The organism is Bacillus sp. MZGC1 (assembly GCF_002998605.1).
Classification (GTDB): Bacteria; Bacillota; Bacilli; order Bacillales; family Bacillaceae; genus Bacillus.
The window spans coordinates 59189-84709 of sequence record NZ_PVRE01000001.1 but is presented as its reverse complement, the minus strand read 5'-3'; the positions used below and the strand labels follow the sequence as shown (position 1 = coordinate 84709).

The window sequence follows — 25521 nt, the reverse complement described above, 5'->3', positions numbered from 1 at the left end:
AATGGTAACTAATATTTATGCGCAAAAACCCCATTCACTTATGATAAGGCTCCCCCCGCACAATCCGAAACGCTCGATAAATCTGCTCCACCAGCACCAATCTCATCAACTGATGCGGGAACGTCATTTTCGAAAACGACAGTTTCTCATTCGCACGCTGCATGACGGCGTCGCTTAATCCGAGGGATCCGCCTATGACGAAACATACCTTGCTTTTTCCGTATGTTGCCAGCTTATCTATTGTATCGGCTAATTCTTCGGAACTTTTCATTTTTCCTTCGATGGCGAGGGCGATGACGTGGGCGTCTGGGTTGATTTTGCTTAGGATGCGTTCGCCTTCTTTGTCTTTGATGATTTTCATGTCTTGATCGCTGAGGTGTTCGGGTGCTTTTTCGTCTGCGAGCTCAATGATGTCGATTTTCGCATAGGCTTGTAATCGCTTTGTGTATTCCGCTATGCCTTGTTTTAAATATTTCTCTTTTAATTTTCCTACTGTGATAATTGATATATTCACAGGTCATCCCCACCTTAAGAACAAGTTATTCATATAAGTTATCAACAATTGTGGATAAAATTTGTGTATTTTGTGTCCGATCATTCGTTCCCCACTATATATATTGCAGGTTCATCGCACAATTCACAGGTTGTGGATAAACTGTGTGTATGTTCGATTTTTCTGAATTCTGGTGGCTGTTCGTGATCATCTATGTACATGTCTAATACGGTTTCTATGTGTTCTGCACAAGCATATAATGTTTTGTTCATAAGTTTCTTATTCCTCCAATATGTTGTCTGGTTATTCACAAGTGTTTCGCTCATTGTTCAATATAACCGATTTATTCACATGTTAATAGTCTTTTGCCATTTCCCACACCTTTTATCCACAAACCAAACAAAGAAGCCTCCACTTCTGTGAAGGCTTCTTTCTATAAAAATGGATTATAAAATCTTGTTCCTCTAACAAATGTAATCACTAGCGACACGATGAGTACCACACCAACAAACAATAACGCAGCATAATCTGCTTTTTGAAAGTCTTTCGCCGTGAACCATGTGCGCTTTTTATGCTTTCCAAATCCGCGCAGCTCCATCGCATTGCTGATCGTTTCAATCCGCTCCAAGCTGGAGAAAATGAGCGGCATCACAATCGACAGCGCATTTTTAATCCGTTTCCCCAGTTTTTCATTCTTCGATAAATCAATTCCTCTTGCTTGCTGAGAAATCGCTATCGTTCGAAAATCCCGCTGAATATCTGGAATATAGCGTAAGGCAATCGCGACAGCATAGGAAATCCGGTAGCTGACCCCGATTCGGCTGAGCGATGAGGCAAATTCACTTGGATTCGTTGTGACGATAAACAAAAGCGCTGCTGGCATGACGGTCACATATTTCAGCGTAATATTCAATTGATAGAAAAGCTGTTCCAGTGTGACGTTGTACCAGCCTGCAATATGAAACAGCTCATGCTTTGCTCCGTAGATGGCGACTCCTTGCTGGGGCGCAAAGACGTAAATGGCGATGTTGTTGATGACTAGGAAAATCGCCAGAACAATCACCACGAAGGAAATATCACGAAATCGCACGTTCGATAGCTGAAAGAATACGATACTGGCGGCTAGCATAAAGACTAAAATGCCTGTATCATACGTGAGCATCGCTGCGGATGACCAGAGGATAAAGCAAATGAGTTTGGTTGCACCTGTCAGCCGATGAATCGGCGACGGGCGATCGATATAGGACAGCATGTCTACAGCCATGTCATTCGTTCCTTTCTGTCAACCTCAATGAAGCGATCCACGAGTTCATTTGGATTCGGCCAGTCTGCTTTCAGCGCCAGTTCATACAGCGACGTTTCCTTTAAGCTCGCCTTTTGGACAAGCAGCTGATCTGTCAGCACTTTGGCTGGGGTATCATCTGCGATTTTTTCTCCATCTGAAATGACAATGGTTCTTGTCGTGTATTCGAGCATCAAATGCATATCATGGGTGATCATGAAGATCGTGACACCCTGCTGATTTAATTGCTCTAAAAACGTCATCATTTCTGTGTAATGTTTAAAATCCTGTCCTGCGGTTGGCTCATCTAAAATGATGATTTCTGGCTCTAATACAAGAATTGATGCAATGGTGACGCGTTTTTTCTGTCCGAAGCTGAGGGCTGAAATCGGCCAGTTCCGAAATGGATATAAGCCGCATACTTTTAGAACCCGCTCCACCCGTTCTTTGATGTCGTCTTCCTTTACGCCTCTTAAAACGAGACCGAGTGCGACTTCATCAAAGATCATTTGTTTTGAAATCATTTGATTTGGGTTTTGCATGACAACGCCGATTCGTTCAGAACGCTGTTTGATTGTGTCTCCTGTGATGTCATCGCCATTCAGATGAATTGTCCCTTTCGTTGGCTTTTCAAATGCGCAGAGCACCTTGGATAGTGTCGTCTTGCCTGCGCCATTGGCTCCTGCGATGCTGATCATTTCTCCTTTTTTGACGGTAAAGGAGATGTTGCTCAGCGTGTTTGGTCTTGTCGGATAGTCAAAGCTCAGCTCACGCACCTCTAGTAAATCCTGCGCTGCAATCTGCTCTACTGACGGCTCAGACGCTTCCATCCACTGCTCGATTTTCCCTTTTTCCTCGTCATTTAAGGTGAGATGCTGTAAATTAGCTATCTGATCTCCCGGTGTAATTGGAATGCCTGCATATTTCATGGCCTTTACATATAAAGGCTCGCGCAAATATGCCGCTTCTAATACATTTGAGGCGAGCAATTCATCTGGTGTCATATCCGCCGCAATCGTTCCGTCATTGACGACGATGATGCGGTCCACATGACGGAAGAGGACGTCCTCTAACCGGTGCTCGACCATCACGACCGTTTTTTTCGTTTCTTTTTGCAGTCGATCAATAAGATCGATCACTTCTTTGCCTGTAGACGGATCAAGGCTTGCAAGTGGTTCATCAAACAGCAAAATGTCGACATCGTTGACAAGTACGCCCGCAATGGCGACACGTTGTTTTTGACCGCCTGACAGCTCATGCACGGACGATGCCAGCTTGCCGTCTACCTCTGTTAATCTTGCCGCTTCTTCGACACGTGTTTTCATTTCTTCGCGTGTGACTTGATCATTTTCAAGAGCAAACGCGATGTCTTCTCCAACGGTCAGCCCGATAAATTGTCCATCAGGGTCCTGCAGCACCGTTCCGACGAGCTGTGAAAGGGAGAAAATGTTCTCTTTCTCTGCATTTTTCCCGCCGATGTGAAGACTTCCTTCTATAGAACCTTTATAAGACGCAGGAACTAGCCCATTGATACAATGGGCTAGCGTGCTTTTTCCCGATCCAGACGGGCCTGCGATGAGGACTTTTTCCCCTTCATAGATGGTCAGGTTGATATCTTTCAATGTCGGTTCTGCCTGACTGCGATACTTGAATCCGAAATGTTCGAATTGAATCATCGGTTTCTTCATTTATGTGTTCCACCTTGCTTCATGATGTTTCTTTCGATAGACTGCCGCTTTTGCTTCTCGTTTTCGCATAAGCCGCAATGATGATGGTTCCTAGTACACCGACTGTGATGATGTTCGAGATCCCTGCCACGATGCCTTGAACAAATACTTTGTTCGCAGGTTCTGCATAGATCACAATGTCGAGTACAGGAGCAATGACAAACCAGCCTAATGCCTGCGCACCTGCTTGTACGGCGTTGAAAAGCGTGATCTTCTTCCAGCCAAAGTCGCCCTCTTCTACTTTTAAACGGTTAGAAATGAAGCCAATCAATAACCCAACAACACCTGAAACGATAATCCAGCTCCACCAAGGGCCGAATGTGGTGGCATCTTTAATGAGATGACCAATAAACCCAATCAGTGCGCCTGCAACAGGACCAAAAAGCACAGCCATTAATGCAAGGAATGCGTACGATGTCTCAATTTGTGTATTCGGAATCCCAGTTGGAATGGAGACGAAGCGTCCTAAAATGACAAAGACGGCTGCGCCAATTCCGATGGCAACGACAGTTTTCGTTGAAAGTTGTTTACCTGCCATGATGTTTCCTCCTCTTATTCGTATATAATGCGCGGAGCTTTGCGAATCGAAAGGCGCCAGCCTGTGCCTGTACCGATGTTATAAGCCTTTGCAAATGACCCTTGATTGATCGCCACGCCTAAATGATCGAGTGAATTGACATATACGAGTGGTTCGCCTACCTTTAAATCGGCAAAAGATCGTCCATAGGTCATGATATTTTTATACACATTTTTCGGCCCGTTGGCAATGGTAACTTCTATTGCATCGCCGTAATTAATTGAAAGCTGTTCAAATAACGTGTGATGAATGTTTGTCCATAGGTTTCCGAACCTCACGTCTAAAATATCAATCGTTCCTGTGATGACTTCTTCTTTCGCATACGCCTGTACGACTGGAAGGTGAATAATATCATCAATATTCGCCTTTGGCCCAACCTCTTCAAAAGAAATCACACCTGAAGCGATTCTCGCCCCTGTATACGCGTAAATGTCTCTCCCATGGAATGTATGTGATTTTCCCGACTTCGGCAGCCGGTTAATGGTTTCATCTAAATAACGGGCTTCCACAATGCCAATATCCTGCGCGACGTGCGTGAGTGTCCCGTTATCTGGGGTAATGATATAGTGCGAGCTGGTGGTTTTGACGACAAGACTCTTTCTTTCTGACCCAACTCCTGGGTCAACAACGGAAACGAATACCGTCTCTTCCGGCCAGTATGTGACGGTTTGGAGCAGGCGGTAAGATGCCTCCCAAATGTCATACTGCGGTATATTGTGTGTTAAATCAAAAAGGCGGATCCTGCTGCTCACCGTATTTGCCACTCCGTACATTGCGCTGACTGCTCCATCATCAATGCCGAAATCTGATTGTAAAACCAATGCATGTTCACTCATGTCAATCTCCCTTTCATTTGAAAAAATGGATGTGGTGTTTCACGTGGAACATTTGAACATTTGTATGAAAAAAGTGGACAATAAAAAATACCCCATCCTTATCTTTGAATCATAAGGACGAGGTATTTGTCTCGTGGTACCACCTTTATTTACTGTTTGCTCGCGCTAAACAGCCTCTACAAGTACAAAGCTCCAATCTGGCTCATATACTGTGGTTTTGATAACGAGTACCAACTCTCGTCGTGTCCTACTAATATCATAGATATGTTCAGCACGAGGCTCAGAGACCATTTTTCGAATCATTATTTTTGCTTCTTTTCAGCTGCCGAAGCTCTCTGTGGAAAAATTGATGATTGTACTTTCTCTCGTCATTGCCTGTTTAACTATCTTGAATTAAAGCTATCATACATGATGTTTTTTGATAAATCAAGATATTTTTCTGAACATTTTCAAAAGTGAGTCAACTGATGCTGGAAGAGTCTTCTTTTTATAAAATTTAAACAAATGTTAAAGAGCGAGATATGGTGTCTTTCCTTTCTAGCGGTATAATAAAGATGAAGGGAGGTACAGCGTGTGTGGACCATCTGTATGAATGAGTTTAAGCAGCTCTTCAAAAGCACAAAATCGATTTTAACAATTGTTATTATTTTCATTTTATCTACTTTTGTTTCAACTCTTCCGTTTATTGCTGCTCATCAAGACAAATGGGAGCAGGCAAAGGATCCTTATTCTATTGGGAATGAACTGGTGATGTCGTTATTTGGTTTCTTCCTTATTTTTTTATTGTCTCACGATATTTTGAGCCGAGAAATTCATTTGAAAACCATCCGTTTTCTCGTCAGTAAAACAACCCGTTTGAACATTATTATCGGAAAATATCTTGGGCTGATGCTGTTTTGGCTTAGCTGCATTATGACGACTTACGTACTGAATATGGTGATTTCACATCGTTTTCTGTTCTCTGATGCGTTAAAAATCTTAACCTTTATCAGTGTCGGTATCTCATGTACTTTATTTTTGTCCATGCTCTTTCCAACACCGCAGAAATCAATGTTTGTTGGGATGTTGTTTTCCTTTCTTTTCCCGATCGTCAGTATGATATCTGTTCTTTCTTCAGAACGATTGATTCATTGGTTCCAATATATGACGCCTTATTATTATGCACGCTTGAGTGAACCGCTGACCTATGTACTCATGAATACAGCATTAACCGTTGTATTACTCATTGGAACAGCACTCCTATTTCAAAGGAGGGATGTCTAAATGCTGCATACAAAAGAGCTCACAAAAAAATATCGGACAAAAGTCGCGATAGATCACATTACCCTTGATGTCAATCAAGGCGATATCTTCGGACTCATTGGACCTAAGGGTTCTGGTAAGACGACGTTTTTCAATATCATTACGGGAATTTCCCGGCCAACCTCTGGTACGTTTACGATGATGGATATGCCTTCATTAAAAAAGGTGAGGCAGCATATCGGTGTTCTGCCTGAATATACGGATTTATATGAAGGGCTCACGGCACTTGAACATATTGCCTACTTATCCAAAATCACCGGGACACGCCAGAAAACGAGTGATTATGAAGAACTGCTCGAATTTGTCGGTTTACATCACTATCATCAGGAAAAGGTCGGTACCTTCACACCTGGTATGAAGAAGCGGCTCGGAATGGCGCAGGCCATCGCCCATCGGCCCGAATTTATTTTACTAGACGAGCCTTTTGCCGATATTGATGCTGATTCGATCTTGCACATCCAGCAGGTCATTGAAACGTTAAAACATGAAGGGAAAACCGTCTTTTTAACGGCTGACCGCCCAAGGTTCACAAATAGTATTTGTACCAAAACAGCATTCATTTCTGAAGGAAAATTAGTGTCCCCCCATACTCATCCTCAAGAAAAAACCATCACATCCTCAAACATACGTGCAACCTTCAAGCATGCGTGGATTGATGATGAGGTGAAACCTGTTCTCACGCAGTACTTACAAACTGTCGGAACAGATCTTGTGATCAGTGATGACGAGACCTCATTGTTGATTCGTTCAGAAGCCCAAGTCCCATCGATCATCCGCGCTTTCGTGAAATGCAAAGTCGATTTATACAGAGTCACGGCTCAGGATGCCATGAGCACTTCATAAAAAAGTACCGTACGCGATCCGCACGGTACTTCTTCTTTTTTATAAAGGTTTACTCATATAGATTCCGGTTTCTGCAAATCCGGTCTTCTCGTACAGTGAACGGGCGATTTGATTGTGAGCAAAGACATGGAGCGAGAGTTTTTGCACTCCTAATGACTTTGCCTGCTCCTCTAATGCAGCAATGGCCTGCTTTGCAAAGCCTTTACCTCGATAAGCTTCGAATAAAATAAAGTTATAAATGAATCCTTCCTGCTGAGGGTGATTCGGGTTATAACAAAGCCAAACCCAGCCAATCGCTTCTTCCCCGTTCAAGAAATTCCATAGCTCATGATGCTCTGTCTGCAGACCTTCGGGAAGCAGCCGATCAAATTGTTCTTCGGCGTTTGCAAGTGATTCTTCCTTTTCCCATGTCCCTGCGAGTACCTTTTCTTCTGCGTACCGCTGAATGGCCTTCTCCATCAATACATCGTAATCCGTTTGTGACATTGGTTGTAGTGTAACCAATTCGTACCGCCCCCTTTCCTCCATCATATGATGAGCATGCGAAAAAAACCAGTCCCATCAAGGAACTGGTCATCCGCCGAATCGGTCGGTTTGAGAAAGTTTGACCTCTACTGATTTTTTCTTTCCGCTTCGGTAAAACTCCATCTTTACCTTGTCGCCGACTTTCTTTTGATATAAATACTTACGAAGATCTACGATATTCTGTACACTCTTGCCATCAAAGGAGGTGACGACATCCAGCTCTTTTAGTCCCGCTTTTCCCGCTGGAGACAAAGACTCGACACTCATCACGACAACCCCTGATGTGACTTTAGATGGCAGCTTCAACGTTTCCTGCCAGTGATAGCTCGCAATATCTGCTAATGATTTCATGCCAACGCCTAGATACGGACGCTTCACCTCTCCGTAGTGCTCTAAATCTTCTATGACAGGGATGACTAGATTCGCCGGGATAGACAGCCCGATGCCTTCTACCTCTGATTCAGCAATCTTCATTGAGTTGATGCCGATCACTTTTCCGTCCATATTGATCAGTGCACCACCGCTGTTGCCTGGATTGATGGCGGCATCTGTTTGCAGTACCTCCGCATTCCAATCCGCCTGTCCGTCCCCATTCGAGTCTACAGGAATCGCACGTTCCGTTCCAGAAATGACACCTTGTGTGACAGAGCCCGCGAATTCAAGCCCTAACGGATTTCCAATGGCGATGACTGGCTCACCTGGCTTCACATGATCTGAATTGCCAAAGGCGGCGGTCTTCTTGATCTTATCACTTTTGACGGTGAGAACCGCTAAATCCATCAGCTGATCGCTTCCAACAAGATTGGCACCAATTCTTGTCCCATCCTGAAGGCTCACTTCAAGCTGGTTGGCGCCTTTGATGACATGGTGGTTGGTCACGATATAAAAGGTATCACCCTTTTTCTTATAAATCACACCTGACCCGCTGCCTGCCTCCCCGCCTTCTTCCCAAAAGCTCGACTTTTGGATATTAATGACGCCGACAACCGTATCCGACATATTAGATACGACTTTCGTGACCGCATCATTGACGTTCACATTGACGGTCTTTAAAGGGCCCTGTGCTGATTGCCCATCTCCGTTCTGCTGCCACCCAAAGGGACTGCCGCTCTGTCCTGACACATAGGGGAAAAAGAATCCCATTAAAAAAGCTCCTACCAATACACCGATCAGACCAGATAGGAAATATCCTTTTCTGCTTCGTCTCGGCTTCCACTCTACATCGCGATAATCCACTATGTTTCCTTCCTTTCAGTGAATAGATGATGTATATAGTGTTGGTAAGAAGCTCTTATCTTAATCATACGATTGTAAAAATCATACGGCGCAAAGCGGGGTTGCTTTTTTCGGGTCCGTATCATATAAATCAAAGCCATCCCCGACAACAAAGCCCTTCATCTCAAGCGTCTGCTGGACCGCCATACGGGCTAAATCCTTCATGTTGTTGTCTTGACTCAAGTGAGCCAAATAAATGCGTGAGGTCGCATCTCCAATCACATCTGTCATCGCAAGAGCGGCATCTTCATTTGATACATGTCCGACATCGCTCAGAATTCTGCGCTTAATGCTCCACGGGTATCGGCCCATTTGCAGCATACCGACATCATGATTGCTCTCAAATACAAACGTATTGGCTGACTGAATGATGCCTTTCATACGATCACTCACATAGCCTGTATCCGTCATCAGGGCAAGTTTGCGCCCGCCATAATGGAACACGTAAAACATGGGCTCAGCCGCATCATGTGAGACGCCAAAGGACTCAACATCGAGACCACCAAAGGATTGGACGGTTTCCATATCAAAGTGGAATTTTTGCTCTGTGTCAATCTTCCCGATATGAGACTCCATCGCCTTCCATGTTTTCGCATTTGCATAGACAGGGAGCTTGTACTTTCTTGCCATGACACCGAGCCCTTTAATATGATCTGAGTGCTCGTGTGTCACAAAAATGCCGTCCAAGTCTTCAGGCTTGCGGTCGATTTGACCAAGCAGCTCGACCATCTGTTTGCCGCTTAATCCAGCATCCACTAAAAAGGCATGCTCGTCTGTTTCTAAATAAAAAGCGTTCCCCGTACTTCCGCTCGCTAGTACACTGAACTGCAAGCTCATGTTCTCTCACTCCATTGAAGATTTGTCATCTTTCTCTATATGATCAAGTGTTGAGCCATCAATGGCATTGATCAAATATTCTTCTTCTGTCTTTTTCTTTGAACTAACTGATACGCCTTCAAGCTCGACTCGCCATACAGGCACCATGACCTGCGTGCTTGCACCCGGGTATTGCGTATAGTAGCCAAGTTCTACCTTTTTCACGGTCGTGTTTTGGCTCAGCATGTTTTGTGTATATAAGTCCTTCACGGTTTCAAGGGCTGGGACAAGGGTTTCTTTTCTCACTTCATTAATCGACGTCACCATCGACTGCTGATACGACACGACCTCGTTTTGATCGTTTACATCTAAGGTGATTTTCCCGATGGTTTCGGTGTCATCAAGGCCTTCTTGGAAGATGTATTTCCCTTTATACGTTTGGAAAAAGACGATCTTCCCTGTCTCTTCATCAATACTCCACAGCTTATAATTCTTCCCATCCAGCAAACGCTGGTTTACGAGGTTTGTCGCCGCTGTTTTTATATCCTTTTTTGGCAATGCAACGGGTTTATTGAAGGTCATCTCAAGCAGTGTGACAGGATCATCTTTGTCCGTTTTCGGGAATGTGCTTTTCGCCTTTTGATCAGCTAATCCGTCGACATCCTTTTTCGTATATTGCTTCTTTTCAGCTGTAATGCGGTATCCAATCTTCGCTTCATCTGATAGATTGCCATATTTGATCCCATCTGCCTTCATTTCTTCCAGCGTATCCGTTTTTTCGATAATCGCAAAATGATCGGTTGATCGTTTTTCAAAGTATTGAAAACCTAGAAAGATATCGAGAACGAGAAAGGCTAGGATAAAGATCGTTTTGGTCTTATTCCACTCCATTATTCTCGCTCCCCTCTGTCAACAAATCATGCGATAGTATCACGGTTTTGCCATTATATTTCATGCACCATACTGGCTCCAGCCAGACAAACATCGCTTGATCTTGATCTGATGGGGTTGAAGCAGCTTGATAGGCCGGGAAAATTTGTTCAATTTTCTCCAGGTCATCATATTTCGTCTGCTTGACGATTAAGTCCTTCAGCTCTGTCCCGTTCATCAGCTTGACCTGTTCACTCTGACTCGCTTTGTTGCCTAGAATATAGTTTGGACGCTTGTAATTCAAGATGTCATCATTCGCCCACTGTACTTCAAGAGAGGTCATCCCAAATGGATGCTTTGTACTGTTGACGATCGGCAGACCATCCATAAACATATTAAAGGAAAGCTGCTGGTTGCTGTTGATGCCAAAGTATTGATAGTCATCGGTAAAGCTCCCCGTATCATTGAAATACTTCACACTTCGCTTGATCAAATCCCCCGTTTGGAAAACGGTGCTGGAATTGATATTGCGGTGCTGATATTGGATGCGGTGGTCTTTTTGATTGGCTTCAAGACGGCTTGTGCCATCTGTGTACACTGTCCGATTTAAATTAGACTCCTCGCCCACAAGACTCGGGTCCGTAAACAGAGCGTCCTTGAATTTGCTTGTCTTAATCGTTTCGATAAAGAACATTTTCGCTTCAAGCTGCTTTTGCTTTCTCGGAAGGAGGAAATCTCGTTTAGAATTCGCTGAGAATGTATAGAGATCGTAGCGCGGCATCTCGTTTTGAGCGGCTGAGATACTGTCCATTAGATTCCGATAGTTAGCGGATTCTATTGTCAGCTCAAGCACCGTTTCCTTGCTGTATGAAACCAAATAGACTTTCTTATTGGCCTTGTCCTGCTGGGAGAACGGCACAATCATCCGATCAAACGAGTTGTATTCAATGGACTTATTCGGCCATTTAAACAGCGCTTGGAAAATATCAATCGGAATCGAGTCATTGAACACAAGATCCAATGTCTTCCCCTGTCCTCCGCTTCCATAGAAGAAATTCTTAAATCTCTGCTCAGAATATTGATCCGACACATCCGAAATCTCTTTGACATCCCAAAGGCTCACATCATTCCAGAAGTTTTGAAAGAGTTCCTTTTGATCGACTTTAAAGTGCTCCCCATTTGAATGGATGAACATCTCGCGCGGCTTCACGACATCAATGAGACTTCTAGGCTCATCGCTTGAAATCTTCTTCGTTTCCACGACCTGTGTGCCGGCATCTGCCTGGTCCTGCATGACGGGCTGGAACATCCAAATATTCCACGTAAACACAAGACTGATTGCAATTAGGATTGTCAATATTATGGTTTTAAAGGTCTCACGCTTCATCCCAATCATCCTCTTGTTCTTCATTGTACGGAAGGGTAAAGGTCACCGTTGTTCCTTTTCCTTCAATGCTGTCAGCCCAAATATCTCCGCCATGAGCCTGAACCATTTCTTTTGCAATCGCAAGTCCTAGGCCGGTTCCGCCAAGCTTTCTTGTTCTCGCCTTATCCACTCGATAAAAACGTTCAAAGATTTTATCCATATCCTTCTTCGGAATACCGATCCCTTCATCTTTGACGCTGAATAACACAAGGCCATTCTCCTCATCCAGATCAACGGTAAACGTGATATGTCCACCCTCTGGGGAGTATTTCATGGCATTGGAAATGATATTATCGAGCACCTGTGTGATTTTATCTTGATCAATTTCCACGTATATTTCACGCTGCGGCAGATTGCGGATAAACTCGACATGCTGCTCTTTCGTCATTTCAAAACGATCAATGACCAATGAGATAAACCTGATAAAATTCGTCCACTCACGGTTGAATTGATAATCCTTGCTGTCGAACTTAGACAGCTGCAGCAGGTCATTAACAAGCCGGATCATGCGTTCTGTTTCATTTTGCGTGACACTGAGGAACCTTGGCGCAAGCTCTTTATCACCAATTGCCCCTTCGGCCAGTGCCTCAAGATAGCTTCGCATCGTCGTCAGCGGTGTGCGTAGCTCATGTGATACGTTTGCGACGAATTCACGGCGTTCTGCATCAATTTTCTCCTGCTCTGTGACGTCATAAATGACCGCAATTAAACCATCAATCTTCCCATGCTCTTTCTGAATGACTGAGAAATTCACACGCAAAACAGACAGCTGATCTTCGCGTTCAATTTCTATCAGCATGGAATCTTGATTTTCGACTAAATCTTCAAATGTATGCGTGTCCTCGAGGCCCAGTAAGGACGTAATCGGCATCTCTAGAGCTGTTTCACGTGAAACATTTAACAGCTCTAATGCGGGGCTGTTTAATAGAATAATCGCACCGTTTTGATTCGTGGCGATGACGCCATCCGTCATATAGGCAATGACAGAAGAAAGCTTTTTCCGCTCACCCTCTGTCATGAGCTGCGCTTCCTCCAGTTCTCTCGTCAGATGGTTAAAGGTTGTCGCAAGCTGGCCAATCTCGTCATGTCCATACTTTCGGACTTTCCTGGAAAAATTCCCTTTGGCAAGCTCGATCGCTTGCTTTCTCATATCCGAAATAGGATGAGTGATTGTTCTAAAGATGAAGATACCAAGCAGTGCGGTCGTCCCAAGTGCGATCAGTGTGCCAGTCGCCAAAATGGTGTTAATGGTTCGCATTTGGTTAAACACGCTCTCCATCGAAGACACAACATAAATCACACCGACGGTTTCTTGGTTTTCATTTTTCACGGCTGTCGCAGAAATACGCACCCGTTTATTGGATTCTGGGTCATAGAATTTCTTTTCATAGTCTTTGCCGACCGCAAAAATACGGCTAATGATTTGATCAGTGATTTTCTTCCCGGCAATCTCCTGACTGCCATTATTCACAGAGGCAATGACCTCTCTGCTTTCGTCAATATAGCTGACTTCAGAAATTTCATTAGACTCATCTTTGTTGTTAAAGTCGTTTAATATCTTTTGAGCATCCTCTTTTAATTCTGCCTTGCTTTTCGATGAATCTTGTTCTAGGTAATACGATAACGAGTAGATTCGCTGATTCAAGGAATTATCATAGGAATTAATTAAGGACTGCTCTAGCTGCTTCACAAAGTACACGCCAATGATCTGCATGGCGACAATGATCAGCAGCACGTAAATTAAGGTCAATTTGAAGTGAATCGAGCGAAAAAAACCTACTTTATTCATAAGAATCTTAGTCCTGCTCTGGGTTTCTTAAATAGTAGCCAACGCCTCGTCGTGTCACGATCCAGCTCGGGTGGCTAGGATTGTCTTCAATTTTCTCACGAAGACGGCGGACTGTGACGTCCACTGTACGCACATCCCCGAAATAATCGTAGCCCCATACGGTTTGCAGCAAGTGCTCACGTGTCATAACTTGTCCGATATGTTTCGCTAAGTAATGAAGCAATTCGAACTCACGGTGCGTCAATTCAATTGTTTCCTCACGCTTAGACACCACATACGCATCTGGATAAATGACAAGTGATCCAATCTCAATATCATTTGATTCAGATTCTTCCTCTGTCTGCGGCGCAGCAATTTGTCTTCTCAAATTCGCTTTCACACGGGCAAGCAGCTCGCGCGTGCTAAACGGCTTCGTCACATAATCATCTGCGCCAAGCTCAAGACCGATGACTTTATCAATTTCAGAGTCTTTTGCTGTCAGCATGATAATCGGCATGTCATATTTTTTTCTCACTTCACGGCATACCTCAACGCCATCTTTGTTCGGCAGCATAATGTCGAGCAGAATGATGTCCGGTTTGATTTCTTCTACCATTTCAAGGGCTTCATTTCCGTCATATGCACAATGAACCTCATAGCCCTCTTTTCTTAAGTTAAACTCCAATATATCAGCAATCGGTTTTTCATCATCTACGACAAGAATCTTTTTTTCCATTGTGATTTCCTCCTGCATTTTTAGCATCTATGTCATTCCATTTTGCATCTCTCATCAGGCCTTTTCGTTTGAGCAAAAAAGGCTCACTGTCTATTATAACGTTTTACGTGGCAAAGATAAAAATAATAACGGCTTTCTTTTCTAGTAAACGTTGAATAGGAAGTCACCTCTCAAAAAAATTGATGGCTTTTTTCCTTTTTTATTGAAACTTTTCCAGTCACCAATCGTCTATATAGATGTAACGTCTTCTTCTTATGGAGCCGGGCCCTACCTAGGTCCGGCTTCTCCCTTTTATGCCTTCTTTTCATAAGAAAAACGCACCTGCGATTGCAGATGCGTTTGGAAGTGGCTCGGGACGGAATCGAACCGCCGACACACGGATTTTCAGTCCGTTGCTCTACCAACTGAGCTACCGAGCCATCATCAAAAGATGAATATGTATAAATGGCGGTCCGGACGGGACTCGAACCCGCGACCTCCTGCGTGACAGGCAGGCATTCTAACCAACTGAACTACCGGACCTCAGTAACTTGCCCGAAAAAGCAATCGTGGTGCTCCTTCAAGCAAGTGAGGAAAAATTAGCTTAACGCTAAAGTAAATCAATGACCCGTACGGGATTCGAACCCGTGTTACCGCCGTGAAAGGGCGGTGTCTTAACCGCTTGACCAACGGGCCAATACATGGTGAGCCATGAAGGACTCGAACCTTCGACCCTCTGATTAAAAGTCAGATGCTCTACCAACTGAGCTAATGGCTCTCGGTTTGTGAAAAGTGAATCTGAAGAAGCCGTATTGCGTCAAACCAATCGCTTTAAAAAAGCTGGAACATCGCATCCTAACAAGTTTCAGAGACCTTTGCAACAACGAGATTTATAATATCATAGAGTAATTACATATGGCAATACGTTTTTCGACATTTTTTTAAAAAAAGTGTCGGATGTCAAATCTGCTTTCAAAGCCTCCACTTCTGCAACCGCCTTCATTTTACACGTCTTTTCGGATGATCTCTGCCTATTCAAACACATAGACACGTTTCAGGCCGCTCAAAAATGGCTATACATGAAACAAGTGACATTGTCATTGAAAAAGGAGGAAACAGTATGAGTTCATTCAAATTAGGAGATAAAATGCCCAACTTTTCACTTCCAACAATACAGGGCGATCACATTGATTTCGACAAACATTTAGAGGAGCATCAAAGCTGGCACCTGATCGTTTTCTTTAGAGGATCTTGGTGTCCGGTATGTGTAGAAGAATTAAAAGAGCTCGAACAGCAGCAGTCATACTTTCAAGACAAGGATATCCACTTAATGACGATTTCAACGGATAACCCTGATGACTTGAAGGAATTTGCGGATAAAGAAGGACTATCTTTCCCGATCATGTCTGACCAGGACCTTACTTCATTAAAAGCATATGAAGTCCACTATCACGGAGAAGATGCTCCTTATGAAGATCACGGAGTGCACGGGGAACCTGCCTATTTCTTATTAAATGAAAAGGGCCAAGTCCTCTATCAGCAAAGACAAACAAGTCCGTTTGGCAGACCGCATGCCAACGAACTGCGCAAAATCATCCAGTACATCCGCAAAAACTTAAAAGGCCAATATAAAAGCGTGAAATAAGAAAGAACCCTCGTAATGAGGGCTCTTTTTTTATGATTGTCTTTTGTTAAATAGCCAGTCTGCGGCGAAAAACACAAGAAGTCCCGCCATGAGAATGACAAAAGTGACGGGTGGTCTGTCACCTTCAACATACGAGTACAGCGCATGTCCTCCTAATGCGAGAAGATAAAAGACAAACGCTGGTACAGCTGCTTTATGTGAATTCGCTTGTTCTCTTTTCGTCATTTTTTTAAAAAACATTGTAGCTATTCCCCTTTATGCTGCCTTCTTCATCGTCACCCGGCGAAGTGCCCGCAAACGAATATATTCCATTGGACCCATTCTCCAAACCTTTAGACAAAACGCTGATATGGCAATTTGCAGAAGTGAAATGAGCAGCCATGCCAATACGATAAGAGGGGCGTTGATTTGTCCGCCAAGACCCAATCCCCAGCTATAAAAAAGAACCGAGCAGATGATATTTTGCAGGATGTAACAGCTGAGTGCCATTTTCCCTACATATTCAAACCAATTCCACATGAACCATGATTCCGTGTGAACCAGGAGCTTCGCAATGACAGCGATATAGAAAAGAGAAAGGAATGGCGAAAACGCATAGCGCACAACGAATTCCACTAGTTCGTTCGGAACGAAGACAAGTGCATTCAGCGGCAGACCCACCCACAGACCGACTCGGAATAGTATTTTCCGTAGAGATTGCCCGCGTTCGTTTGCATAAAAAACACCGGCTCTCATCATCCGCACACCTAATAAAAACAGAAATGTGTTCATTGGAATGATAAAAATCGCTTCTTCACGGTACATGAAAAAGTGTTGTAATCGTTCTTGAACCTGCGAGATCCATGTCTCTGGCAGCTGCTCTTCCAGCGCCGGTTCACTGCTTTGATCATACGATTCTGTCTCCATTTCAGAGAGGGAGAACACCATCAGACAGGACAGAACAAGCAAATGAATGACTCCAGAGAACATCATGCCTCTTTTGATGCGCTTGCTCCCTCCTCGTACAATAAATGCCACAAGCAAACCGGTCACAGCGTAACTCATGAGCACATCATATTCCATCACAAGTGCAAAATGGACAAAGCCTTCGATAAATAAAAATAAAAGAATCCATAAATATGTACCTGGCCAAGGCATGTTTTTTCTTTTGGCCTGCTGATATTTCAGCTCTAGCCCTACACCGAACATGATTGTGAGCAGTGAGAGCATTTTCCCATAGACGAACATGGAAACAAGGCTTTCTAGAAAACTGCCATGTTCATATTCATCTGCAATCTGATCTGTCGCAAAGGTATCCCCTGCATACGCAAAAAACCAGACGTTCGTTCCCAATGTGCCTAATATGGCAAAACCTCGTAAAATATCTAATAATCTTATTCTTTCTTTCACTAGAACGCTCCTTCCCCCTATACAGTTATCATATTTTGGTAATGATCGGAAGCCTGTTCTACTGAAATTAAGAAATATTTAAACAAAAAGACACCAGTAAAATGTGCAATTTTACTGGTGTCTGATCAGTCTATTATTATGGACGGTACACGCTGCGGACAACGTTCGTTTGGGAACGATCTGGTCCGACTGAGAAAATGGAAAGTGGAATACCTGTTAATTGTGAAATGCGCTCTAAATAATGACGGGCATTTTCAGGCAGTTCGCTTAAATTCTTCACGCCTGTAATATCCTCTGTCCATCCTGGCATTTCCTCGTAGACAGGCTCACATTTCGCTAGTTCATTTAGACTTGCTGGAAATTCTTCTGTGATTTCTCCGTTCAATTTATAAGCGACACAGATTTTCAATGTTTCAATCCCTGTCAGTACATCAATTGAGTTAAGAGATAGATCTGTAATCCCGCTCACACGGCGAGCATGACGGACAACGACACTGTCAAACCAGCCAACACGGCGCGGACGTCCAGTTGTTGTACCGTATTCACGGCCAACCTCACGGATTTGATCGCCAATTTCATCATGGAGTTCTGTCGGGAATGGGCCATCTCCAACACGTGTTGTGTACGCTTTTGACACGCCGACCACATGTTGAATTTTCGTTGGTCCTACACCAGAACCAATCGTCACTCCTCCAGCCACTGGGTTAGATGACGTGACAAATGGATATGTCCCTTGATCGATATCAAGCATAACGCCTTGTGCTCCTTCAAATAGCACACGGCGGCCTTCATCTAGTGCGTCATTCAAGACAACAGATGTGTCCACGACATATTTTTTCACTTGCTGGCCATATTCATAATACTCGTCTAAAATATCTTCAATCTTGAAGCCTTCTGTGTCGTACATTTTCTCTAAAAGACGATTTTTCTCTTCTAGATTACGTGCAAGCTTCTCTTCAAATACTTCACGATCTAATAGATCTGCGACACGGATACCGATACGAGCTGCTTTGTCCATATAAGCTGGTCCGATTCCTTTTTTCGTCGTACCGATCTTGTTAGCCCCTTTCCGCTCTTCTTCCACCTCGTCCAATTTTAAATGGTAAGGCAGAATCACATGGGCTCTATTGCTGATTCTGAGGTTATCTGTACTCACATTCCGTTCGTGAAGATACGCAAGCTCAGTGACCAACGCTTTAGGATCAACCACCATTCCATTACCGATGACACAAGTTTTCTCTTGATAAAAAATACCGGACGGAATGAGGTGTAGCTTGTAAGTCACTCCATCAAATTTGATCGTGTGACCTGCATTGTTCCCCCCTTGATAACGGGCAATCACCTCTGCATTTTCTGAAAGGAAATCGGTAATTTTCCCTTTCCCTTCGTCACCCCACTGCGTACCTACTACGACTACTGAAGACATATCGTGCACCTCCGTTAACCTTTCAAAACGTTATCTCTTTCAAACACATTTATTTTATCAATGCAAAACGAAAAAGTCAACGTGAAATCCGAACATTAATATCTCGAAATCAAATTTTGTTCGTTTTAATTATGAGAAAAAGCGCTTTAATCACTTCTTCAGCGCTTAAAAAGGGAGATTTTGAGTAAAAACAACTATTTTGATGGTTCCTAATTTCTATTGATTTTCAATTAAATGAATCATCGAGCTTGCCATAAAATCAGGTGAGTACGGTCTCCCTGTCCTCAACCACCATTCTGCTGTTCCAACATAAGCAGAAATGACGAATTGCTGCTGCATGTCGATTGGAACGAGATGTGGATGAGGCTTTGAGCCTGCGATTTCCTCTAACCCCATAGAAAAGCTTTCTTCAAAAAAAGCACGAACCGTTTCATGAATATTGAGCTCTCGTCCTCGTTTCAAAAGAATTTGATACTCCTCTTCATGTTCCTGCAAATGCTGATAAAATCGAAAAATATACACATAAGACGCATGCTCTTTTTTCACATCATCTTCTTGTACAGGAGCAAAAATGGCACATTTCATCACATCAAACATCTCATCCATCACCTGCTGGGCAAGATCAAATTTATCCTCATAATGCTGATAAAAGGTGGTGCGGTGGATGCCCGCCACTTTCGTCAAATCCTGTACAGAAATCTTCTCCCACTCTTTTTCTCTTAATAACTGAAATAACGCTTTTCTTAATTGCTGCTTCGATTCCGTTGCACGCTTATCCCCTCTGTAGCAGTCCGCCACAAGCCATTCTCCCCTTCCTATGAACTTCAACAGATTCCGCTTTTCTGTTGGTTGAATCCTCAAGGCTGATGAATTAACTTTAATCTAACACAATGAAAAAAAGGAAGCATCTGACAACCTATAAGGAGTGATGATCATGGAAACAACTACACCAACTGCCGTGCAAAAAGCGTTATTAAGAGGAAAAAACAAGCAGGATCCGTATAACCCATTTGATTGGTATGCCAACATGCGTCAGACATCACCTGTTCATTTTGACGAAGCCAGCCGAACATGGAGTGTATTCACCTATGAGGAAGCAAAACGTGTGACAATCGATAAAAATACCTTTTCTAGTCAGCCTCCTAAAGACCAGCGGAAGCATTCATTGATGAAAACAATGGTGATGATGGACCCTCCCAAACACACTCGAATCCGCTCCATTGTGAGCAAAGCCTTTACACCTCGAGTCATGAAATTGTGGGAGCCGCGTATTCAAGAATTGATGGAGGAACTCATGGCACAAATAGAAGGGAAAAACGAGATTGACCTAGTGCAAGCCATCTCTTATCCGCTTCCTGTCATTGTCATTGCAGAGCTTTTAGGTGTACCGTCAGAGCATAAACAATCCTTTAAAGAATGGTCTGATATTCTCGTCAGTATGCCTAAAAGTGAAGATGAGGAGGATGTCGCTGAATGGCAGAAAATTCGGGACCAAGGAGAGGCTGACATGATGGCGTTTTTTGCAGACATCATTGAAAGGAAACGTCACAACCTCGGTGAAGATTTGATTTCTCTCATTATTCAAGCGGAGGAGAATGGAGACAAACTGTCAGCGGATGAATTAATTCCATTCTGTAATCTTCTTCTTTTAGCTGGCAACGAAACAACCACCAACCTGATCTCCAATATGATCTTCAGCTTGTTAGAACAGCCGGGTGCGTATGAAGCGCTCGTTCAATCACCTGAGCTCATCCCGCGTGCTGTGGAGGAGGCCGTCCGTTTCCGTGCACCCGCTCCTACGATCGTCCGCTATGTCACAGAAGACACAGAGCTTGGGGGAAAAGTGCTGAAAAAGGGAGACAATGTGATTGTGTTTCTTGCTTCTGCCAACCGGGATGAGCGTCAATTTTTAAACGCACATGAATTTGATATACACCGTCACCCTAACCCTCATATTGGTTTCGGGCACGGCATCCATTTCTGTCTTGGCGCACCACTTGCCCGCTTGGAAGCATGTACTGCCATCAAGGCCTTATTGGACCGATATGAGTCACTAGAGCTCCTCTCCTATATGCCGATGACAAACAGCAGCATGTATGGACTGAAAGAGCTGAAACTGCGTGTCACGCCTCGTTCATAACAGAAAAGACTCCCGGGCATGGGAGTCTTCCTTTTAAACGGGGGTAATTCCTTCTGTGTTCATGAGCACAACTCGATATCCATCTGGATCTTCAATGGTTGCCCCTCCTCGATCCCAGTATGGGTTCGTAGAGGTGACTTGCCGTCCGCCAAATGAGATCAGTCTCTCTTTCATCTGCTGAAACTCCTGTTCATCAGGAATATAAAAAACAAGCAGCTGTTCTGGATGCGGAACGGGCAGGCTCTCTTCTTCTTCATGTTTGGTGATTTCTAAATGAACATGCTGATGAGGAAGCCCCAGCATCACACCATCGTATCCTTCATGCTGATCAAATGAACCTATTCGTTTGAGCCCTAAGCCTTTTTCATAAAAAGAAACAACCTCTTCCATGTTGACGGTTGGACGTGCGATGCGTAATTGAGCGGCTTCGAACTGTTGAAATTTCATCAGTCATCACTCCTTTTCTCCTTTTAGTATACGATTTCTCTCTCTCCCTCTCCTCCTCATTTCGACCGTTTTTCAATCATTCTTTCGATGTAGATCCATCAAAAAAAAGCCCAGCTTCTTGAGCTGGGCTTTAAGCACCGGGCGGAACACCCGCATCGTCAAACCTTCTTTCCAGATTGACGAATTTGTTATATTCTTTGACGAACGCCAGTGATACTGTACCAACTGGACCGTTACGCTGTTTGGCAATGATGATTTCAATAATGTTCTTATTCTCTGATTCTTTGTCGTAGTAATCATCACGATAAAGGAATGCCACGATATCGGCATCCTGCTCGATACTTCCTGATTCACGAATATCAGACATCATTGGACGTTTGTCCTGACGCTGCTCTACTCCGCGTGAAAGCTGAGACAAAGCAATAACCGGAACTTCAAGCTCCCTTGCCAGCGATTTCAATGCCCTAGAGATTTCAGAAACCTCTTGCTGACGGTTATCGCTTGATCGTCCGCTCCCTTGAATGAGCTGTAAGTAGTCAATCAGGATCATGCCAAGACCGTTTTCTTGCTTCAAACGGCGGCATTTCGAGCGAATTTCACTTACCCTGATTCCAGGTGTATCATCAATGAAAATCCCACTATTTGATAGCGAGCCCATCGCCATTGTCAGCTTGCCCCAGTCCTCTTCTGTCAGATTACCGGTTCTTAGGTTCTGTGCATTGATATTTCCCTCTGCACAAAGCATACGCATAACTAGCTGCTCAGCCCCCATCTCTAAACTAAAGATGGCGACACTTTCGTCTGTCTTCGTCGCGACATTCTGTGCGATGTTCAATGCGAAAGCCGTTTTCCCTACTGATGGACGAGCCGCGACAATAATCAAGTCATTTCGCTGGAATCCAGCAGTCATCCGGTCAAGCTCAGAGAATCCCGTTGGAATCCCTGTGATATCGCCTTTTCGGTTATGAAGCTGTTCAATATTATCATATGTCTGAACAAGAACGTCCTTAATGTTTTGGAAGGCTCCTGAGTTTTTACGCTGCGCCACTTCCATAATGGTCTTTTCAGCATCACTCAACAGATCCTCTACTTCATCCTCACGCGTGTACCCATCCTGTGCAATGGTTGTCGCCGTACGGATCAGACGTCTTAAAATTGATTTCTCTTCTACAATTTTTGCATAGTATTCAATGTTTGCGGCAGTTGGGACAGAGTTCGCAATATCGGTTAAATACGAAATCCCGCCTACCTCTTCTAGTAAATCTGTATTGGCAAGTTCAGAAGTCACCGTGACAAGATCGACCGGTTCCCCTCTATCACCAAGTACAAGCATCGCATTGTAAATCTTTTGATGCGACATTCTATAGAAATCCTCTGGAATTAATACCTCAGAAGCGAGCGTGAGCGCAGATGGTTCTAAAAAAACAGCACCTAATACGGCCTGCTCGGCTTCTATATTTTGCGGCGGCAGCCGGTCATCGAGAAGTTCCGTCATGCCAAGCACCGTCCTTTCATAAAAAAATACGCTACTCATCATTTTAACATTTTCATCAATAAAAAAGTGAAAAACATCGACTATAGTCAAAATTACCATGAGGATGTTTCGTTGAACAGCCAACCAACGCATTTCAATAGAAAAGACTCTGTAACATAAATTGTTATAGAGTCCTTCTGTATCGGATTTTTATCTGTTGAAGTTCACACTTGTGATCGATGCTCCAACACGGCATGTTCGAATGCGTTTTTTTAATCTATCGTTTTCTTAACTCCATAATTTTCTTTTTGCCCAATGTCTTGTAAAGACCCGTTTTGATAACCAATAGATAGCACCAAATCGGGAATTGAATCAAAGCCGTTTTTGGCTAGATCAAATAGCTGTGCTCCGTAATGTGAAGCGGCAATGCGTGCATTTTCTGCTGTGTATGGATTTTTCAGGAGTTCTTCTTTGTATATATCAAAAATATTCTTCCCTTTATCCGTTACAAATTGACCGTTTACAATGCTTAAATCTTTTAAATTGTAGCCTGTGACCGTTTTGATTTGATTAACAAGGTGGAATTTGGCAAGAGAATCAGGCGTGAATTGAGTAGAATCGTCAGATCTGCTTTTCATGATGTGGAAAAATAATTCTCTTGTATTGTTGGTTGTATTTAATAGGTCTTCTATTTGTTTGGTCAGCGATTCGTCTGTTGAACCACTCACCAATAATTTGAAATGATTTGGGTCAATGGTAAAAGTTAAATTTGTGTTTTTAGGAATGGTTATACCGTTTTTAGAGAATAAATCTTGCAATTGTTCGTTGACCTTTTGCCGATTGAATATTTTTTTCTCTACGCTTTCTTGGGTAGGATCGTACCGTTTTTCATTACGGAAGATGGCGTCATTAAAGTCATATTGACCTCCTTTATTATTCCTTGCCCAACTCATTTCCATAATGTAAGCAGCTTCTCTTTCCGGTTTTGTTAGATCACTTCTGAAATAAGAAGAATAAGGGTTTCTATACTTATTATATATATGGTCTTGAGGATCTTTGAATCGTTTATTTTGTTCATTTATTTTTTCGTATTTTTCATCTAGTATTTTCATCCGTCTATCAGCTTCGGTCATCACCTCATTTGTACTTTTAATAGCTGATTGACCTTTATAGTCGATTCGGTTCTGATTGTTTGAAGCACCTGCCGTGTATGACGTATTAATATTCATTTTGATTCTCCTTTTTAAAAAAATAGTGATTATTAAATATATCGGCAATTCAGTTAAAATTTGTTAGTTTTGATCCGATATAGTAATTATTACAAGGAGGGTTAAAATATGACAAATACTATCTTCAAACGTTTTTTATTACCTGCATTGGTATTAGTGCTTGTTACTAGTTTTTTTGCACCTAATTCTGCGGAAGCAGCTATTACAGGGAATAACAGTCCTAACACAGCAAGTTCAATGGGATATTGGAAAAATAGTCGTCCAGATACAACAATCTTACCTGAAGGTGAAAATGAAGCGTATTATCAGTTTACGATAAATAAAGGTGAAAGAGTTTATGTCAGAAGTTCTTATAATAAGCAATATACAGGGATGAATATCGAGGTGTATAATTCTAAATATTCTAGGACAGGGTCCGAAGTTATTAATCCTGATTCAGTAACGCCTTTTATTTTTGCTAATACTGGTGAAGTTACATCAACTTCAGAGACTTATTTTGTGAAAGTGACCCGTGGTACATATACAGGGAATATGTACTTTACTGTTTCCATTCAAGATCGTATTAAATCTGGGAATGGGACATTCAATTTTACGGGGACTTCTACCAACTTGGGGAATTCTTCTTTAAATTTTTTAGGAGTTGATTCTTCAGTCATTACAATGGATTTAACTAATAATTCCACAGTTCCTAAACGTGCTGTAGTTAAATCGATTACGACAACTAGTACCCAAACACCCAACCAAGGGAATGTCACACACAAACTGATGGCTAGTGAAAGTAATATTTGGTACACATCACTTTTTTCTTCTGCAACAAGCGGTTCTTACCGTATTTCTCTTGAAGATGAATTAAAAGTCGCTCAAAAATGGAACTTTAAGTACAACGCAAAAGCTACAGCGAGATCTACTATGAGCAATGTCAAAGCCGATATCCGTTACGAATATGATGTCACAGATGGATTCTAATTTAATGGTGTTTACAGACATGTTCACCAATTGATCAAAAAGTAAGGGTACATTCCCTTACTTTTTTAATTGTGTCATTTTTGATGCTATACTTCGCCACTTTTAAAACAGCTACGCATGATATTGAATAAGTTGTGAGATATGATCACCAGCTTTTTGCAAAATCCTCCTCTTTTTGCCTAAAAATATAAGAGGGTCTATAGACTCATTTTTCCTCAAAATTATTTCGAGAAGAAAAACCTATATTTATTCCTGAATCAAACAGAAGAAAATGGTAAATATTCCGAGGCAGTCAAGGTCTTTTGACATTTCTCCTCTTTTTAAATGACAAGGTCCGGTATTCCCTATTT

At 42.9% G+C, this 25521-nt stretch carries 25 protein-coding genes, 4 tRNA genes and 1 other annotated feature; of the genes, 5 read left to right on the top strand and 24 right to left on the bottom strand.

Translation table 11 applies throughout. The features are described from left to right. Positions 1–34: 34 nt before the first annotated feature. The 6 genes from rlmH to C6Y06_RS00385 all read right to left on the bottom strand — a co-directional run bounded on the left by rlmH (position 35) and on the right by C6Y06_RS00385 (position 4915). Positions 35–514, bottom strand: coding sequence for a 23S rRNA (pseudouridine(1915)-N(3))-methyltransferase RlmH (gene rlmH, locus C6Y06_RS00410; RefSeq protein WP_034660583.1), 480 nt, complete (start codon positions 512–514; stop codon positions 35–37). 80 nt (positions 515–594) lie between these two features. Then, positions 595–765, bottom strand: coding sequence for a CxxH/CxxC protein (locus C6Y06_RS00405; protein WP_066031484.1), 171 nt, complete (start codon positions 763–765; stop codon positions 595–597). 161 nt (positions 766–926) lie between these two features. Further along, positions 927–1757: an energy-coupling factor transporter transmembrane component T family protein gene (locus C6Y06_RS00400; RefSeq protein ID WP_060597673.1), complete on the bottom strand. Its 831-nt coding sequence runs from the start codon at positions 1755–1757 to the stop codon at positions 927–929. Continuing rightward, positions 1748–3463 (bottom strand): ABC transporter ATP-binding protein, encoded by a 1716-nt coding sequence (locus tag C6Y06_RS00395; protein WP_060597674.1) that lies wholly within the window; start codon positions 3461–3463, stop codon positions 1748–1750. The genes C6Y06_RS00400 and C6Y06_RS00395 overlap by 10 nt, the downstream gene beginning before the upstream one ends. A 19-nt stretch (positions 3464–3482) precedes the next feature. After that, on the bottom strand, positions 3483–4040 hold the full coding sequence (locus tag C6Y06_RS00390) for an ECF-type riboflavin transporter substrate-binding protein (RefSeq protein WP_012011871.1): 558 nt from the start codon (positions 4038–4040) through the stop codon (positions 3483–3485). Positions 4041–4054: 14 nt separating this feature from the next. After that, a complete protein-coding gene (locus C6Y06_RS00385) occupies positions 4055–4915 on the bottom strand; it encodes an SAM hydrolase/SAM-dependent halogenase family protein (protein WP_034660590.1) in 861 nt (286 codons plus the stop codon). A gap of 110 nt (positions 4916–5025) precedes the next feature. Beyond that, positions 5026–5296: a binding site (T-box leader), on the bottom strand. Between the two features lie 192 nt (positions 5297–5488). On the opposite strand from C6Y06_RS00385, the gene C6Y06_RS00380 reads away from it, so the two are divergent. Both C6Y06_RS00380 and C6Y06_RS00375 read left to right on the top strand, forming a co-directional pair. Then, on the top strand, positions 5489–6178 hold the full coding sequence (locus tag C6Y06_RS00380) for an ABC transporter permease subunit (RefSeq protein ID WP_060597675.1): 690 nt from the start codon (positions 5489–5491) through the stop codon (positions 6176–6178). Further along, the gene (locus C6Y06_RS00375) at positions 6179–7060 is read left to right on the top strand and encodes an ABC transporter ATP-binding protein (RefSeq protein WP_066031483.1); all 882 of its coding nucleotides are present in this window, start codon (positions 6179–6181) and stop codon (positions 7058–7060) included. It abuts the gene before it with no gap. Positions 7061–7099: 39 nt separating this feature from the next. Here C6Y06_RS00375 and C6Y06_RS00370 read toward each other — a convergent pair whose 3' ends face one another. The 11 genes from C6Y06_RS00370 to C6Y06_RS00320 form a co-directional block, all read right to left on the bottom strand. Continuing rightward, positions 7100–7564, bottom strand: a complete 465-nt coding sequence (locus C6Y06_RS00370) for a GNAT family N-acetyltransferase (protein ID WP_081311462.1) — start codon at positions 7562–7564, stop codon at positions 7100–7102. Between the two features lie 69 nt (positions 7565–7633). Continuing rightward, a complete protein-coding gene (locus C6Y06_RS00365; RefSeq protein WP_374955721.1) occupies positions 7634–8824 on the bottom strand; it encodes a S1C family serine protease in 1191 nt (396 codons plus the stop codon). 78 nt (positions 8825–8902) lie between these two features. Then, complete coding sequence (locus C6Y06_RS00360; protein ID WP_034660602.1) at positions 8903–9697, bottom strand: MBL fold metallo-hydrolase; 795 nt, start codon at positions 9695–9697, stop codon at positions 8903–8905. Between the two features lie 6 nt (positions 9698–9703). After that, positions 9704–10567 (bottom strand): two-component system regulatory protein YycI, encoded by an 864-nt coding sequence (locus C6Y06_RS00355; protein WP_060597679.1) that lies wholly within the window; start codon positions 10565–10567, stop codon positions 9704–9706. Further along, positions 10554–11933 (bottom strand): two-component system activity regulator YycH, encoded by a 1380-nt coding sequence (gene yycH / locus C6Y06_RS00350; protein WP_066031480.1) that lies wholly within the window; start codon positions 11931–11933, stop codon positions 10554–10556. The genes C6Y06_RS00355 and yycH overlap by 14 nt, the downstream gene beginning before the upstream one ends. After that, positions 11923–13761 carry a cell wall metabolism sensor histidine kinase WalK gene (gene walK / locus C6Y06_RS00345; protein WP_050944648.1) on the bottom strand — a complete coding sequence of 613 codons (1839 nt, stop codon included), beginning with the start codon at positions 13759–13761 and terminating at the stop codon, positions 11923–11925. The genes yycH and walK overlap by 11 nt, the downstream gene beginning before the upstream one ends. A gap of 7 nt (positions 13762–13768) precedes the next feature. Then, positions 13769–14476 (bottom strand): response regulator YycF, encoded by a 708-nt coding sequence (yycF, locus tag C6Y06_RS00340; protein WP_034660610.1) that lies wholly within the window; start codon positions 14474–14476, stop codon positions 13769–13771. A gap of 346 nt (positions 14477–14822) precedes the next feature. Continuing rightward, positions 14823–14895 (bottom strand) — tRNA-Phe (locus C6Y06_RS00335). A gap of 26 nt (positions 14896–14921) precedes the next feature. Then, positions 14922–14998 (bottom strand) — tRNA-Asp (locus C6Y06_RS00330). An 81-nt stretch (positions 14999–15079) separates the two neighbouring features. Next, positions 15080–15151 (bottom strand) — tRNA-Glu (locus C6Y06_RS00325). A gap of 6 nt (positions 15152–15157) precedes the next feature. After that, a tRNA-Lys gene (locus C6Y06_RS00320) sits at positions 15158–15233 on the bottom strand. Positions 15234–15575: 342 nt separating this feature from the next. On the opposite strand from C6Y06_RS00320, the gene C6Y06_RS00315 reads away from it, so the two are divergent. After that, entirely contained in the window at positions 15576–16100 is a 525-nt protein-coding gene (locus C6Y06_RS00315; protein WP_106036347.1) for a peroxiredoxin family protein, read from the top strand. Between the two features lie 30 nt (positions 16101–16130). Here the strand turns inward: C6Y06_RS00315 and C6Y06_RS00310 are convergent, their stop codons facing one another. The 4 genes from C6Y06_RS00310 to C6Y06_RS00295 form a co-directional block, all read right to left on the bottom strand. Continuing rightward, a complete protein-coding gene (locus C6Y06_RS00310; RefSeq protein ID WP_034660614.1) occupies positions 16131–16340 on the bottom strand; it encodes a hypothetical protein in 210 nt (69 codons plus the stop codon). A 15-nt stretch (positions 16341–16355) separates the two neighbouring features. Further along, positions 16356–17489 (bottom strand): DUF418 domain-containing protein, encoded by a 1134-nt coding sequence (locus C6Y06_RS00305; RefSeq protein ID WP_106036346.1) that lies wholly within the window; start codon positions 17487–17489, stop codon positions 16356–16358. A gap of 136 nt (positions 17490–17625) precedes the next feature. Next, complete coding sequence (locus tag C6Y06_RS00300; protein WP_034660617.1) at positions 17626–18915, bottom strand: adenylosuccinate synthase; 1290 nt, start codon at positions 18913–18915, stop codon at positions 17626–17628. 216 nt (positions 18916–19131) lie between these two features. After that, a complete protein-coding gene (locus C6Y06_RS00295) occupies positions 19132–19743 on the bottom strand; it encodes a TetR/AcrR family transcriptional regulator (RefSeq protein ID WP_223251415.1) in 612 nt (203 codons plus the stop codon). Between the two features lie 106 nt (positions 19744–19849). On the opposite strand from C6Y06_RS00295, the gene C6Y06_RS00290 reads away from it, so the two are divergent. Beyond that, a complete protein-coding gene (locus C6Y06_RS00290) occupies positions 19850–21055 on the top strand; it encodes a cytochrome P450 (RefSeq protein WP_106036344.1) in 1206 nt (401 codons plus the stop codon). 33 nt (positions 21056–21088) lie between these two features. On the opposite strand, the gene C6Y06_RS00285 is transcribed toward C6Y06_RS00290, so the two are convergent. From C6Y06_RS00285 to C6Y06_RS00275, 3 genes are all read right to left on the bottom strand, one after another. Next, the gene (locus tag C6Y06_RS00285) at positions 21089–21502 is read right to left on the bottom strand and encodes a VOC family protein (protein ID WP_095286160.1); all 414 of its coding nucleotides are present in this window, start codon (positions 21500–21502) and stop codon (positions 21089–21091) included. A gap of 130 nt (positions 21503–21632) precedes the next feature. Next, on the bottom strand, positions 21633–22997 hold the full coding sequence (gene dnaB, locus C6Y06_RS00280) for a replicative DNA helicase (RefSeq protein ID WP_003214779.1): 1365 nt from the start codon (positions 22995–22997) through the stop codon (positions 21633–21635). Between the two features lie 251 nt (positions 22998–23248). Beyond that, positions 23249–24205 carry a DUF4885 family protein gene (locus tag C6Y06_RS00275; RefSeq protein ID WP_060597684.1) on the bottom strand — a complete coding sequence of 319 codons (957 nt, stop codon included), beginning with the start codon at positions 24203–24205 and terminating at the stop codon, positions 23249–23251. 108 nt (positions 24206–24313) lie between these two features. Here C6Y06_RS00275 and C6Y06_RS00270 point away from each other — a divergent pair, with 108 nt between their 5' ends. Beyond that, positions 24314–25171 (top strand): hypothetical protein, encoded by an 858-nt coding sequence (locus C6Y06_RS00270; RefSeq protein ID WP_106031728.1) that lies wholly within the window; start codon positions 24314–24316, stop codon positions 25169–25171. Positions 25172–25521: the final 350 nt, after the last annotated feature.